This is a genomic window from Enterococcus sp. S22(2020) (assembly GCF_020295385.1).
Lineage (GTDB): Bacteria > Bacillota > Bacilli > Lactobacillales > Enterococcaceae > Enterococcus_L > Enterococcus_L dunnyi.
Window position 1 is genome coordinate 233620 of sequence record NZ_JACFUD010000001.1, and the last position, 14113, is coordinate 247732.

The 14113-nt window shown below is 39.7% G+C and carries 12 protein-coding genes; 1 reads left to right on the plus strand and 11 read right to left on the minus strand.

The window, feature by feature from the left end:
- Nucleotides 1-137 precede the first annotated feature (137 nt).
- The 8 genes from H3T55_RS01065 to moaC are packed head-to-tail and all read right to left on the minus strand — an operon-like array spanning nucleotide 138 to nucleotide 6039.
- Nucleotides 138-1142 (minus strand): sulfate/molybdate ABC transporter ATP-binding protein, encoded by a 1005-nt coding sequence (locus H3T55_RS01065; RefSeq protein WP_225533057.1) that lies wholly within the window; start codon nucleotides 1140-1142, stop codon nucleotides 138-140.
- Entirely contained in the window at nucleotides 1139-1810 is a 672-nt protein-coding gene (modB, locus tag H3T55_RS01070) for a molybdate ABC transporter permease subunit (protein ID WP_087639641.1), read from the minus strand. The genes H3T55_RS01065 and modB overlap by 4 nt, the downstream gene beginning before the upstream one ends.
- 9 nt (nucleotides 1811-1819) lie before the next feature.
- Entirely contained in the window at nucleotides 1820-2638 is an 819-nt protein-coding gene (modA, locus tag H3T55_RS01075) for a molybdate ABC transporter substrate-binding protein (protein WP_225533056.1), read from the minus strand.
- Nucleotides 2639-2659: 21 nt separating this feature from the next.
- The gene (locus H3T55_RS01080) at nucleotides 2660-3634 is read right to left on the minus strand and encodes a molybdopterin-binding protein (protein ID WP_225533055.1); all 975 of its coding nucleotides are present in this window, start codon (nucleotides 3632-3634) and stop codon (nucleotides 2660-2662) included.
- 13 nt (nucleotides 3635-3647) lie between these two features.
- Entirely contained in the window at nucleotides 3648-4121 is a 474-nt protein-coding gene (locus H3T55_RS01085) for a molybdenum cofactor biosynthesis protein B (protein ID WP_176372787.1), read from the minus strand.
- Nucleotides 4114-4548, minus strand: a complete 435-nt coding sequence (locus tag H3T55_RS01090; protein ID WP_087639637.1) for an MOSC domain-containing protein — start codon at nucleotides 4546-4548, stop codon at nucleotides 4114-4116. The genes H3T55_RS01085 and H3T55_RS01090 overlap by 8 nt, the downstream gene beginning before the upstream one ends.
- A gap of 7 nt (nucleotides 4549-4555) precedes the next feature.
- A complete protein-coding gene (gene moaA / locus H3T55_RS01095; RefSeq protein WP_225533054.1) occupies nucleotides 4556-5521 on the minus strand; it encodes a GTP 3',8-cyclase MoaA in 966 nt (321 codons plus the stop codon).
- A gap of 29 nt (nucleotides 5522-5550) precedes the next feature.
- Entirely contained in the window at nucleotides 5551-6039 is a 489-nt protein-coding gene (gene moaC, locus H3T55_RS01100; protein ID WP_087639635.1) for a cyclic pyranopterin monophosphate synthase MoaC, read from the minus strand.
- A 311-nt stretch (nucleotides 6040-6350) separates the two neighbouring features.
- Here moaC and H3T55_RS01105 point away from each other — a divergent pair, with 311 nt between their 5' ends.
- On the plus strand, nucleotides 6351-8771 hold the full coding sequence (locus H3T55_RS01105; RefSeq protein ID WP_225533053.1) for a M60 family metallopeptidase: 2421 nt from the start codon (nucleotides 6351-6353) through the stop codon (nucleotides 8769-8771).
- Between the two features lie 101 nt (nucleotides 8772-8872).
- On the opposite strand, the gene H3T55_RS01110 is transcribed toward H3T55_RS01105, so the two are convergent.
- The 3 genes from H3T55_RS01110 to H3T55_RS01120 are packed head-to-tail and all read right to left on the minus strand — an operon-like array spanning nucleotide 8873 to nucleotide 14110.
- Nucleotides 8873-10075: a molybdopterin molybdotransferase MoeA gene (locus tag H3T55_RS01110; protein ID WP_225533052.1), complete on the minus strand. Its 1203-nt coding sequence runs from the start codon at nucleotides 10073-10075 to the stop codon at nucleotides 8873-8875.
- Between the two features lie 14 nt (nucleotides 10076-10089).
- Nucleotides 10090-12810, minus strand: coding sequence for a formate dehydrogenase subunit alpha (gene fdhF, locus H3T55_RS01115; protein WP_225533051.1), 2721 nt, complete (start codon nucleotides 12808-12810; stop codon nucleotides 10090-10092).
- A 1-nt stretch (nucleotide 12811) separates the two neighbouring features.
- Nucleotides 12812-14110: an NADH-quinone oxidoreductase subunit F gene (locus tag H3T55_RS01120; RefSeq protein WP_225533050.1), complete on the minus strand. Its 1299-nt coding sequence runs from the start codon at nucleotides 14108-14110 to the stop codon at nucleotides 12812-12814.
- Nucleotides 14111-14113: the final 3 nt, after the last annotated feature.

The window sequence follows — 14113 nt, forward strand, 5'->3', positions numbered from 1 at the left end:
AAATCGTAATCATTTCGTTTTAAGAGAGATAAGGATAGCATTACTTTGTATCAATTGCAAGTTTTTCTTCTTTTAGTCGTTAACGATTAGTTTATCTCAATAAAAAAACGAAGCATAAAATCTTCGTTTTTTGCTCTTCACTCTGTCAACAGCATAATCGCATCAGACTTCACCGTTAGTTGTTTTACCTGATCTACTGCTATCTGTTTACTGCCTTTCCACCAAAGCTTTGTCCCACGGTGAGAAAACCAGCTATTTTGTTCAAAAGGTGTTTGCTGTGAAAAACCATACTCGACCTCTAATTGATTCACTCCCGAAGTATCCAATAGAAAATCATGAGCTCTGATCCCAATATGAGAATGTCTCGGCAATACTTCTTGTGCTACGGTCAAAGGTACGGACCAACCAGTCACTAAAACCGTATGCGTATCTATTCGTTTTATCGGGAAAATATTTTTACAGCCTGTTAGCTGGGCTGCTGCTAGGGTTTGCGGTTGTTTAAATAAGGTATCTGTTTCTCCCAGCAAACAAGTCTCTTCCGTCATGATCATCAGCTCAGGACACAAACGGTACAGCTCATCTAAGCTATGACTGACGATCAAGATATTTCCGCTAAAAGAAGACAAACGCTTTTGTAACTCAAGCTGAAGCTCTTCCTTCAATGAAGTATCCAACGCAGAAAAAGGTTCATCCAGCAACAATAATTCCGGCTCTGAGGCTAACATCCGCGCTAACGCAGCACGCTGCTTTTGACCGCCGGAGATTTGATGCGGATAGCTATTTCGGCTGTTTTCTAAATGAAACATCTCTAACAGTTCTGAAATCAGCTGACGATTCTTTGTGACACTAGCTAAGTTCTTATACACCGTTAAATGGGGAAACAAGGCGTATTGTTGAAATAATAAGCCTACATTTCGTTTTTGTGGTGACAAATCGATAGTCGCTTCTTTGTCGAATAACACTCGATCACCTAATTGGATCCGACCTGAATCTGGCGTTTCAATTCCAGCAATACATTTTAGCAGCATACTTTTTCCGCAGCCGGAAGCGCCTAAAACACCTAAAGTAGTTGCTTCTATATCAAAGGCAGCGCGCAATGTATGGTTCTGCAGTCTTTTTTTGATATCCACGCTTAGTTTCATGATTTATGCCTCCATGACTTTCGACCAAAAAATTCCGTCATAAAAAGAATCAATAAGCAAATAATGACGATGACCCACACATAGTTTTGAGCTAAAGCCCAATCTCCAGCAGCGACAGCTGAATAGATCGCTAATGGTAAGGTTCGTGTTTTTCCTGCGATATTTCCTGCCAGCATCGTTGTAGCACCAAATTCACCCAATCCTCTGGCAAACGCTAAAACTCCACCAGCCAATAAACCATTCAAAGATAAAGGCAAAGCGATTTTGAAGAAAATTTTCATTTCTGAGAATCCCAAAGTTCGTGCAGCAGAAAAAAGATCCCCATCAATTTGCTCAAAGGCTGCGATTGCGGAGCGATACATCAATGGAAAGGATACAGCTACTGCCGCAATCACTGTTGCTTTCCATGAAAAAACGACTTTTACCGCAAAAAAATCCAGCAAAAACTTCCCAATCGGCTGCTGGACACCAAAAATATCAAGTAAGAAAAAGCCAAAAACCGTTGGCGGTAGCACCAGCGGCAAGGTAAATAAGCTATTGAAAATGAGTTTTAAATTTTGCTTTTTCATACGGAAAATCAAATAAGCAATGATCGTACCACTGAAAAAAGTAAAAATGATTGCAACGATCGCTGTTTTGAATGAAATAATAATTGGACTTAAATCCATCAGACTCACCTACTTATTGATAATAAACCCTGTATCTTCAAAATATTTTGCGACTTCCTCACTTTGTAAAAATGTAAGGAAGCTTTCCGCCATCTCTTTTTCTTTCGAACTTGAGACGATTCCTACTGGATAGATGATCGGTTCATCAAGTATGTCATCAGGCATCACAGCAACGACATTTACTTTATTACCAGAGGCAGCATCCGTTGCATAAACCAGTCCAACTTGGGCACTTCCCTCTGCGACCCAATTCAAAACTTCTGTAACATTCGTACCAAAGCTCGCATGTTCTCTCACATATGCCCAATCACCAGTTGCTTTTAGTCCCTTTTCAGCGTATTGTCCTGCTGGAACACTCGCTGGATCGCCGACTGCAATCGTTTCTGCCTTGTTCAGATCACTGAATGAGTGCCAATTTTCCTTAGATACACTCGGTACGATCATCACTAGCTGATTTTTCAGCAGCGGTACGACACTTTTTTCTTCGATCAATTTTTGTTCAGTCAACGCAGCCATTTGTTTTGTTGCAGCTGAAAAAAATATGTCGGCCTCCAAACCTTTTTCGATTTGCGTTTGGAGTTTCCCCGAACTATCATAATTGCCTTCGATCGTCGTCATTGGATGCTCTTTGATGTATGCGGGAATGATCTGATTCTCCATGACTGCCTCTAAACTGGCAGCTGCTGCGATCAATAAATGATGTTCTTTTGACTGACTAGCGGAATTTGCGGTCGTTGTTTTTTTGGTGTCATTGGCTGTGCAAGCGGATAAAAGAAAGCATACTGCGAAGATCCAGCCTAGAATACATGATTTTCTTAGGTGCTTCATCGTTTCACTCCTTCACTACGACTATAAATAACCGCCGTAACCCAAACCGATAATTTCAGCTTTATTTATGCTATCTTTGGCCATGATCCGAGGCAACAATAAATCAAACACCGTACGTTTAGAATATAAGACTCCGCCAGGCAAACCGACGATCGTCTTTTCATTTAAGTACGCAAGTAAAAGCATCGATCCCGGCAAAACAGGTGTCCCATGAGAAATGATTTCTGCTCCAGTCTGCTTGATAGCTAAAGGTGTTCGATCATCCGGATCCACACTCATCCCACCGGTACAAAAAATAATATCTGCTCCAGCTTCCAGCATATTCTCGATGGCCTGAGTGATTTGATTAGGTTCGTCATTGACGATCGTATGAAACTTGATTTCTGCTGTCGGATAGTCAGCCAGCTTTTCTTTGATCACTGGGCCAAACGCATCCTTGATCAAACCATTGTAGATCTCACTGCCAGTCGTCACAATACCGATCGTCACTTTTTCAAACGGAATCAACGACAATATAGGGTCGGTCCCTACAGCTTGTTCAGCTTCGACCAAAGCAGCTGATTCAATTTCTAAGGGAATGATTCGCGTACCAGCTATTTTTTGTCCGGCACGGACTTTTTGATTCGTGGGAAGTGTTGCAGCGGCCATCCCCGAAACTGCATTTAGTCTAAACAATGATTCTCGATCGACTTTTAGTAGTCCATCACGTTCAGCAACTACTTCTATCTTTCCTTCTGAAACTGGCGTTGCGTTCATAAACTCACTCGCTAGAAGTTGATACAAAAAGTCAGCTGCTTCATTTTCATGGATCAAGTTCGACTGTTCTGATCGTAAAAATAAATGTTCTTTTCCTAACGAGAGCAGTATCGGAATATCTTCTGCAGTCACACGATGTCCTTTTCGAAAAGCCACGCCTTTGAACTCACCTTTGACGATTTTAGTAATGTCTTGATAGAGGACCAACCCTTGTGAATCGATCGTTTTTACTACTTTCATCGTTTTCCTCCATTTAATGCTCTGTTTTACGATCCGTTAAAATGTCGAGCGCATGTGATAGAATCGGCTGAAGATAAGTCAAAATTTCTTCAACAGCTTTTGGGCTTCCAGGTAGATTGATGATCAATGTCTTGTCGCGTTGAACTGCCACGCCGCGGCTTAACATACCGAACGGTGTCTTTTTGATACTAAGCATACGCATCCCTTCACTGATTCCGGGAATTTCTTTATCAGCAATACTCATTGTCGTTTCGGGTGTGATATCTCTCACGCCCAATCCTGTTCCGCCAGTAGTTAAAATCAACTCACATGTCGAACACCAGTCGATCAAGGTCTGCTTCAGCGCTTCTTTTTCATCTGGAATAAGGATTCGATCAATGATCTCAAATTGGTCTTTCAGCATTTTTTCTATTAAATCCCCAGACTCGTCTTGTCGCAGTCCTTGCGCTCCTTTATCACTGAGCGTGATGATGCCTAATCTATACAACTTCAAGCGTATCACCTTTTTTGATATGACCTTCATCTACGACGACCGCAAAGATTCCTTCTCTAGGCATAATGCAGTCCCCAACGCGGGCATAGATCTGACAATGCTTGTGGCATTCTTTTCCGATTTGGGTCACGACCAAAGACGCATCTCCGATCTGGATTTTTGTACCTACTGGCAATCTACGTAAGTCGATTCCTGAAACAATAATATTTTCACCAAATGCGCCATTGCCAACACGAGCCCCACGCTCATTGAATTCGGTGATTTTTTCAAAAGACAATAAGCTGACTTGACGATGCCAATTTCCACCATGAGCATCATCCGCTAAACCGAAGCCTTTTACTAAATCAACTTCTGGAATCTCTTTTTTCTGTGTTCCTCTTCGTTCACTAATATTGATACCAATAATTTCTCCTGTAGCCATAATCGTCTTACCCTCCAATTTGTGACATGAAACGGGAATCTCCCTGTGTTTCTAAAAAATGATGTTTTTCCGGTTTTTGCTGAATAGCTGAAAAAATCTGAGTCAATAACAGCTCTTTATTTTGAGCAGTCAAGGCAGGTTTTAAAGAACATCCTTCGTCCATATGCAAGCATGTCTTGAGATTACCATCTGCAGTAATGCGAATGCGATCACATGCAGCACAGAAACAATGCCCTAATGCACTAATAAATCCAATCTTGCCTTGAAAAGCTGGTAATGAAAAATAACTTGCTGGTCCATTCCCTAAGCGTTGCTCAAAAGGATCCAAGCGTCCGTAAGCTGACTGTATCACTGAAAAAAGTTCTTCTTGCGTTCGTCCAGGACAGCCTTTTCCTAAACCGATCGGCATCAGTTCAATAAAACGAACATGAAGGGCTTCATTTTGTGCTAATCCAGCTATTTCTACGATTTCTTGATCTGTCAGCTCACCTCTGGCGACTGTATTGATCTTTATATTGGGCAAGCCTACTTTGAGGGCTGCTTTTAACCCATCCAGCACTCGGGTTAATTCACCAACTCTCGTAATTGTTCTAAATTCTATTAGATCGAGTGTATCAATACTGATATTTAGGCCATCTAATCCGGCATCTTTTAATGCTTGCGCATGACGTACCAGCTGAATACCATTCGTTGTCATCGTCACCTTTTCGATCCCTTTGATCTCTTTGATTTTCGCAATCAAAGCGACTGTATCTCTTCTTACTAAAGGTTCACCACCTGTGATTTTGACCTTTTTGATGCCTTGTTCAGCCAACGCTGTTAATAAAAATAGAATCTCTTCTTGTGACAACACTTCTTCCTTTTTCAAAAAACACATGCCCTTTTCCGGCATACAATACGTGCAGCGTAGATCACAGCGATCTGTTACAGATAAACGTACATAATCAATTTCGCGATTGAAAGAATCCCTCATTTTCTCCGCGCCCTTCCTACTCTCCTTGTTTAGATATCACTTCTTTTGAACATGCCACTTTTTCCACCAGATTTTTCTATTAAACCGATATTGGTCATCGTCATCTCACGATCCATTGCTTTACACATATCATAGATCGTCAATAAAGTAACATTCACGCCTGTCAAAGCTTCCATTTCAACACCTGTATTTCCTACTGTTTTTGCCAAGCATTCAACAGCTAAGACTTCTTCTGATTGCCACCGAAAATCGATCTCACATTTGGTCAGTGCAAGTAAATGACATAACGGAATCAACTCAAATGTTTTTTTCGCTGCCATGATCCCTGCAATTCTGGCAACTTGAAGGACTTCGCCTTTTTTTATCGTCTGATTTTTAATTGCTTCAGCAGTCGTTTGATGCATATGGATTTCGCCATATGCAATAGCAACTCTTTTAGTCAATGGTTTTTCTCCCACATCGACCATCTGTGCCTGACCTTGCTCATTGATATGAGTGAATCGTCTTTTTTCATCCATTTCCACACCCCTTTAAAACGCTTTCAAATAATTAAAATACAAATTTGTTCTCTTCCTCACAAGTGTATCACTACACCTTAAAAAAAACAATCTGATATAAATAATTTTTTTTAGCTATTTTTGTCATCCACTATTCTTTTCAAAATATTTTCAATTTTAGTTCAACAACATGTCAAATAACATAAAAATAAAAATAAAAATCTAAAAGAAATAATTATTTACCAATATATACTTTTATTTTTTCTTTTTTTACAGTATGATACTTTTTGGGGAACAATATTCCCTTTAATAAAATCGAAAGAAGGAAGAAAATGAAAAAATGGTTACCTGTTTGCCTGCTATTTTCTCTGGCCATTTTAGGACACAGCGAAACGTATGCAGAAGAGTCAAACGAAACAAAAGAAGCAACAGCTGAAACTCAATCAGAAACGTTGCAGACATCTGAGCGAAAAGAAATACGTAAAGTGTTTTTAGGTCGAGGAAATGCTGCAAATGAACAAAAACGACAGCTACGAACACTACGCTATTCTAGCTTAGAAGCTTCGGGATTATATGGAAAAAAAGGCGATATGTTACACGTCAATGTCAGCGATCAAGATTCTCTTGAATTAGTGCTGGGGACACCTGAACGTAACACACAAAAACGTGTTCGTTTAAATCGTGGGGAAAATGTCATTGCTGTAGAAAATGACGGGGCTATCTATATCACAAATCCAAATGATAGCGGCAGCGCATTAGTAACGATTTCAGGAGCAACAGGCTCGATGCCTTATTTTGACTTAAACGCGACGAATGTCAGCGACTTTCAAAAACAAATGGAAGAACAAACAGATGCTGCTGACGTACAGCTAGTAAGTAATAAAGCGATGATCACTGTTAGTTATGCCCGAGCAAAAAAATATCTTGAAGACCCTAAACAACTGATGGAGTATTATGACAAATTTTTATTAGCACAAGATCGTGTTTCCGGAATTAGTGATACTGGTAATCCTGCAAATTATACTGATCGCCATTTTCAACATTTTATTGAAGTAGGTAAAATGTATATGTATGCAACAAATGAATACCTGGGCTTTAATGGTGATGCAGCAGTAAGTAGATTACTGCAAACGAATAATGGTTGGGGAATTTGGCATGAAAGTGGTCATCAAAGACAACAGAGTCCTTGGAAATGGGGATCAGTAACAGAATCCACTGTAAATATCTATTCAATGGCTGCCGAAAAAGAAGTCACTGGGAAAATAGGTGCTCTAGATAAACATTATCCGAAAATGCATTCCTATCTAAATTCAAAAGACAAAGATTTTGAAAAACAAAGCAACGAGTTAAAAATGGTCTTTTTTGGACAATTATCAAACACATTTGGTGATCAGTTTTATCCTACTTTACACCAATATTATCGTGAAAATCAGCTTTCTTATTCAACTGACGCTGAGCGCATACAGAATTTTATGACAAATGTTTCTACAATCACTGGTTATGATATGACACCTTATTTTGAACAATGGGGATTTAACATCGATGACGCCACAAGAGAAAAAAATGAACAATTGAATAAATTACCCGAACAGATTTGGTTGAATGATAATAAAACAACTAAAAAATTACCTATGCGTTTGTTTAATACGATTTCTCTTTCTGAATCTAACGTAAATGTCGCTCTTACAACTTATCAAAATAATATCTTTGAAGGGCAAAAAATAGTATTAATCAAAAATGATCAGTATATTGCAGAACTGACGAATAAAAAACCTGCCTATAGCTATTTAAAACAAAATAGCTGGATAAGAAATATCCAATTGGAAGCAACTGATGTTATCCGTATCGAAACAAGAAATGCAGATGGTACATTCCAACTTTACAGAGGTTCTATCATCACTGATCAGTTAAAAAAACAGCTTACTGAATATCTTCATTTAGGCGACGAAATAGTTATGACTATTGATCAAGCTAAGTTGGATGATCTGAGAGGGAAAATAAATAATGTTACAGATACTATAATCAAAGAGAAACTGTTATATTTGCTAGAAACATTAGAGGAAAGATATTTAGGCTATTTGATTGATGATATCTCTTTAAATGAACAGGGTGTTCTTCAGGTTGATTTCTTTGATAATAGGTTTAAAGCTTATAATAAAATCGTCATCCTAGGCAATAATAAATATATTGCAGAAGTTGCTAAAGGAAAGCCGTATTACAGTAATTTATCTAAAAACAGCTTACGCATGTCTAATAAGATGGATCAGGACAGTTTTGCCGTACAATTCCGTCTTCCACATAAAACTTACACTGTAGCAGAAATCAAGAAATCAGAGCTTTTATTAAAAAATGAAATAAATGCGTTGGTAACAGCAGACCGTCAGTTGGATCCAAGCGTCACACAAGAAAAACTAGACAGCTTACGTGCCCAAGTCGGACAAATGACAGGCAGCGTAAAAGAAACACTCACTCAAAAAATTAATGCAGCACAACAATTATTTTTTGAATCAATGATTACTGAAATAAATTTGAACAATAATAAAGTGACGGTTACTTTTGCAAATGATCTTTTCAAAAATTACAAAATTGTTATCATTGAAAATAGTAAATATTTGGCAGAAGTAACAAACGGAAAACCTTATTACGGGCAATTAAACAATAATGTATTTGTTACCAGCAAAACTAGCACAGCAGAAAATTCTTATGAGCTAGAGATAAGACATTCCAGCGGCAATTACAGAATCAAAAAATAGCTTCTAATGAATGAAAAGCTGCACTAACAAAGAAAGTATTCCCGATAATGCTTGGGAGTACTTTCTTTTTTTATCATTAAATTGTTCTGCCAAAACTTTTTTCAAAGCTTCCAATAATAAACAGTCACATTCTCCCCTTGTTTTAAAGATGTTTTTGCCGGCTGATCGATCAAACAATTCGTTTCCAATGTATTATGAAAAACAGAGGAAAAATGCTGATCTGAAATAAGTGAAACCACTCCATCTTTTTCATACGCGCGGATAAACCTACGAATGCCTGAAAACGTTAAATCAGATCCTAGCTGAACCTTTCGAGACTGTAGATTTAATTCAGGACATTGCATAAAATGTGCATAGAATGACCAATAAAATAAATGTAAATTGACCACAGAAGCAAAAGGATTCCCTGATAAACTTAAAATCAAACGATCAGTATAACAACTAGCCATGACCGGTGTGCCAGGTTTCATATTTACACAATGAAAGAGTTTCTGGCCGCCTATTTTATCAATGACTTCCGGCAAATAATCCTTTTCTCCTACTGAGACGCCGCCAGTCGTAATCAGTACATCAACGGTCGCTATTTTTTCTTTGATCATTTCAGAAAGTTCTTCAATGCTGTCAGGACAACGTTCTTTAAATAGCAGCTGACTGCCGCTAGCCTGAATAAAAGAAGCTAACGTATAAAGATTGCTGTCATAGATTTTTCCTGAAGTCAGAGAATTTCCAAGTGAAACTAATTCCGTGCCAGTCGCTATAAGTCCTACTTTTAACGGCTGAAAAACTAGTACAGTTTCCATTCCCTGTGCCGCTAAAATCCCTACTGTTCGGCTATTGATCAGTTGTCCTTTTGCCACGATCTTTTGACCTTCAAAAACATCCTCACCGATTCCTCCATAATTCAGCCCTTTGCTTGCCTCATGATAAAGTTCAACCTTCTCTATGCCGTAATCTGTCCATTCTTGCTTGATCACTGCATCAAAACCTGTCGGAATTGGTGCTCCAGTCATGATCTTATATGCAACACCTTGTTTTTCTGTTGTTTGGATTTCTTGATCTCCTGCATAAATGCTTCCTACAACAGCCAAACAAACAGGTTGCTCTTCACTTGCCCCTATTGTTTCGGCGGCAATCACTGCATAGCCGTCCATCCCCGCTCTGGAAAATGTAGGTACAGCTACTCTAGCGAAAATGTCTTCTGCGCACACTCGACCAGCAGCTTCTAAAATCGAAACAGATTCACGATTATTTTGACGAGGAAAAGCTTGTCGAATTTTTTCCTGTGCTGCTTCTACTTCGATCATTGACGTCCCTCCTCTTATTTGATTGGAACGATATCTACCGCACAAACCTTATATTCAGGGATGATCGCAATATCATCAAACACAGCATTTGTCAGTTCATTGACATTTCCATCTGGAAAATGGAAGGTCATAAAGACTTCTTGCGGGAACACGCGATTTCCTACTGCTGCATAAGTTTCGATCGTCCCGCGTCTTGATCTAACTTTGACTTTATCCCCTTCTTGAATTCCAAGACGACCAGCATCGACACTATTGATCTCAATGTATGAACGACCAGCAATTTGATTGATTCCTTCGGTTCGGCCCGTCATCGCTCTCGTATTATAGTGATAAAGCATTCTACCAGTCGACATTAAATATGGGTACTGTTCATCCGGCAGCTCTCTTGCTTTTTTGTATGGGATAGCCATAAATAGACCTTTGCCGCGTGTAAAATTCCCTACGTGCATAATTGGTGTTCCAGGATCATCTAAGGTACGGCAAGGCCATTGCAGTCCTCCAGTTTCTTCCAGACGCTCATAAGTGATACCACCAAAAGTTGGGGTTACTGCAGCAATTTCTTCCATGATTTCTTTAGCTGAATCATAATGACAAGGATAGCCTAGGCGAGTCATCACCTCACAGAAAATCTCAAAATCTTGTCGCGCGCTTCCTATTGGTTCAACTGCTTTTCTAACTCTTTGAACTCTTCGCTCAGTATTTGTGAACGTCCCATCTTTTTCAGCATAACTGATGCCTGGTAATACAACATCCGCATACGCTGCAGTTTCTGTCATAAATAATTCCTGAACAACTAAAAATTCTAGATTTTCCAACGCATGGCGAACATGATTCGTATCAGGATCTGTCACGATCGGATCTTCACCAAAGATATATAATCCCTTAACTTTCCCTTCAGATGCTTCCGGCAATACTTGAGTAGAAGTCATTCCGACATTTCGATTCAGCTTAACATTCCAAGCTTTTTCAAATTTTTCGATGACTTCCGGATTTGCAACTTTTTGATACCCTGGGAAATCAAACGGCATACAGCCCATATCACAAGCTCCCTGTACATTGTTTTGGCCACGTAAAGGATTGACACCACAGCCGGGCTTTCCGATTTTTCCGACTAGCATCGCCATATTAGACATACTCATGACGCCTTCGGTTCCAGTAGAATGCTCTGTTACACCTAAACAGTAAATAATCGGCGCTTTTTCAGCTTTAGCATATAGTCTGGCTGCTTTGATTAGATCATCTGCTTCGATATGACAAATTTCGGCTACTTTTTCCGGTGTGTATTCTGCAACTAGCTGTTCTAAAGCTTCAAAACCTTCTGTTTTTTCCTCGATAAATTTCCGGTCTGCTAAGCCTTCTTTTAAGATCACATGCATCATCCCATTAGCAAAAGCGACATTGGTCCCTGCTTGGATCTGCAAATGTAATTCACTATTTTTAACTAGATCGATCTTTCTTGGATCAACAACGATCACTTTGGTACCGCGCTGCATCGCCTGACGTATTTGAGCACCGATCACCGGATGTGCTTCTTCTGGATTAGAGCCCACAAGTAAAATCACATCGACATCTGTCGTAATATCCGCAATTGGATTGGTCATTGCACCTGAACCTAAGGTATGGGCTAGCCCATGAACAGAAGCTGAATGGCAAACTCGGGCGCAGTTATCGACATTATTCGTACCAAATGCTGCTCGAACCATTTTTTGAAACACATAATTATCTTCATTGATCGAGCGGGAACAAGAAAAACCTGCAAGAGCATCTGGTCCATCATTCGCTTTGATTTGTTTGAATTTATCTGCCACTAAAGTCAATGCTTCATCCCAAGTCGCAGGTTCAAAAACACCATTACGCTTGATCAAAGGTTCAGTCAATCGATCCCCTGAACCAACAAATTTGTAGGAAGCAAATTTACCTTTTACGCATAAAAGATTTTTATTTGCTGCACCATTGATCGGTTCAACGCCAACCAGCTTGTTTCCTTTGACTACTAAATTCATTTGGCACCCTGTTCCACAGTGCGGGCAGGTCGTCGGAATTTTTTTTGTTTCCCATGCTCTATGAGTTTTGCGCTCTTTCGCCACTAAAGCACCTGTTGGACAGACTGACACGCAATTTCCACAAGATTCACATAAAGACTGATCAAAGGAGGCTTCATAGCTTGGTGTCATTTTTGTATCAAATCCGCGTTTAGCAATGCTGATCACATCTCTACCTTGACGTAATTGGCACACTCTCGAACACTTACGGCACATGATGCATTTTTCAGGATCATAGGTAAAGAAAGGGTTACTGGTGTCCTCTTGGTGACATGGCATCCTTTTTCCTTCTGTAAACGTAGTATCATCAATACCGTATTCCATACAGTAGTCCTGTAATTTACAATCGCCGTTTTTCCCGCAAGAAAAGCATTCTAATTTATGATTACTCAATAATAGATCTAAAATGAAACGACGGGAATCATTGACTCTTGGCGATCCTGTATGAACCACCATACCTTCTTGGCAATGTGCTGTACAAGCCGTATTCAGTCCGCCTTTTCTTCCACCTTCAACCTCTACCACACACATGCGGCAAGAGCCATCCGGAGCCAGTTCTTTTAAGTGACACAATGTAGGAATATCGATACCAAGCGTCTTTGCAGCTTCTAATACTGTTGTTCCCTTCGGTACAGTAACCTGTTGCCCATCGATAGACATGGTCACAGTTTGTGTTTTGATCATCGTTTCCATATTACCAAAGCCCCCCTTTAACTGGTACAGCAGCTTCTTTCAGTCCAGCTTCAAATTCTTCTGGAAAATAGTTTAAACCGCTTCTCATCGGATTCGCTACAGATTGACCTAAGCCGCACGCTGAAAGATTCGTGACATGTGTCAGCATATGTTCAAGACGTTCAAGGTCACCTGATTCCGCCTGTTTCTTATTGAATTTTGTCAATAGTTCTAAGATTCTCGTTGTTCCTAAACGACAAGGTGTGCATTTCCCACAAGATTCATGTGCAAAAAAAACTGCTACTTGTACCAAGTAATCAACAATACTGACCTGATCGTCCATGACAACAATAGCTCCTGAACCGATCGACAAATTCTTCTCCCATAACCCTTCATATGAATAAATACAATCATCTAAATTTTTAACAGCACCAATCGGTCCAGACTGTCCGCCAAAATGAATAAATTTCAATGGATTCCCTGTAGATGATCCGCCGCCATACTCGTCTGAATAGATAATTTCATGTAAAGGTGTCCCTAGGTTTACTTCATATAATCCTCGATTCTTCACATGACCAGATAAACAAATCAATTTTGTTCCACCGCCATCTTCGGTGCCTAGATCACGGTAGGCCTGTCCGCCTTCTCGCAAAATCACAGGAATTCCCGCAAAAGATTCAACATTATTGACTAATGTAGGTTTTAAATACAACCCCACATCAGCTAAATGAGGCGGTTTTACTCTTGGTCGCCCCGTTTTACCTTCAATTGAATTTAGCAAGGCTGAATTTTCACCACATACATAAGCACCTGCTCCTGAAATAATCGTAATTTTATAATCAAAGCCTTCGATACCTAAAATATTATCGCCTAAAAAACCTGCTGCTTCTGCGTGATCCAGCGCCTCTTGAAAAACCTTTTGAATACGCCGATACTCTCCCCGCATATAGATATAGCCAGCCTTAGCTGAAAATAAGTATCCTGCAATGACCATCCCTTCGATCACACTAAGTGGATCATGTGCCAATAATGCTTTATCTTTAAAAGTTCCCGGCTCACCTTCGTCAGCATTACATACGATATATTTTGTATCTCCTTTGGAGCCGTACAAGTGTCGCCATTTTTTGCCTAAAGGAAAGGCAGCTCCGCCTCTGCCGCGTAAATGAGCAATATCCAGTTCATCTAAAATGGTTTCCTTATCCATTTCTATTACCTTTTTCAGCCCTTCAAACCCTTGATAACGTTCATATTCTGCTACATCCGTCGCATGTTCCATTTTGTTGACTCGTTCCAGCAAAACAGGTTGATTTCGTTTGATCATCTC

Coding starts and splice junctions, on each gene's coding strand:
- H3T55_RS01065 (WP_225533057.1), bottom strand. CDS start 1,142: ATGAAACTAAGCGTGGATATCAAAAAAAGACTGCAGAACCATACATTG.
- modB (WP_087639641.1), bottom strand. CDS start 1,810: ATGGATTTAAGTCCAATTATTATTTCATTCAAAACAGCGATCGTTGCA.
- modA (WP_225533056.1), bottom strand. CDS start 2,638: ATGAAGCACCTAAGAAAATCATGTATTCTAGGCTGGATCTTCGCAGTA.
- H3T55_RS01080 (WP_225533055.1), bottom strand. CDS start 3,634: ATGAAAGTAGTAAAAACGATCGATTCACAAGGGTTGGTCCTCTATCAA.
- H3T55_RS01090 (WP_087639637.1), bottom strand. CDS start 4,548: ATGGCTACAGGAGAAATTATTGGTATCAATATTAGTGAACGAAGAGGA.
- moaA (WP_225533054.1), bottom strand. CDS start 5,521: ATGAGGGATTCTTTCAATCGCGAAATTGATTATGTACGTTTATCTGTA.
- moaC (WP_087639635.1), bottom strand. CDS start 6,039: ATGGATGAAAAAAGACGATTCACTCATATCAATGAGCAAGGTCAGGCA.
- H3T55_RS01105 (WP_225533053.1), top strand. CDS start 6,351: ATGAAAAAATGGTTACCTGTTTGCCTGCTATTTTCTCTGGCCATTTTA.
- H3T55_RS01110 (WP_225533052.1), bottom strand. CDS start 10,075: ATGATCGAAGTAGAAGCAGCACAGGAAAAAATTCGACAAGCTTTTCCT.
- fdhF (WP_225533051.1), bottom strand. CDS start 12,810: ATGGAAACGATGATCAAAACACAAACTGTGACCATGTCTATCGATGGG.
- H3T55_RS01120 (WP_225533050.1), bottom strand. CDS start 14,110: ATGATCAAACGAAATCAACCTGTTTTGCTGGAACGAGTCAACAAAATG.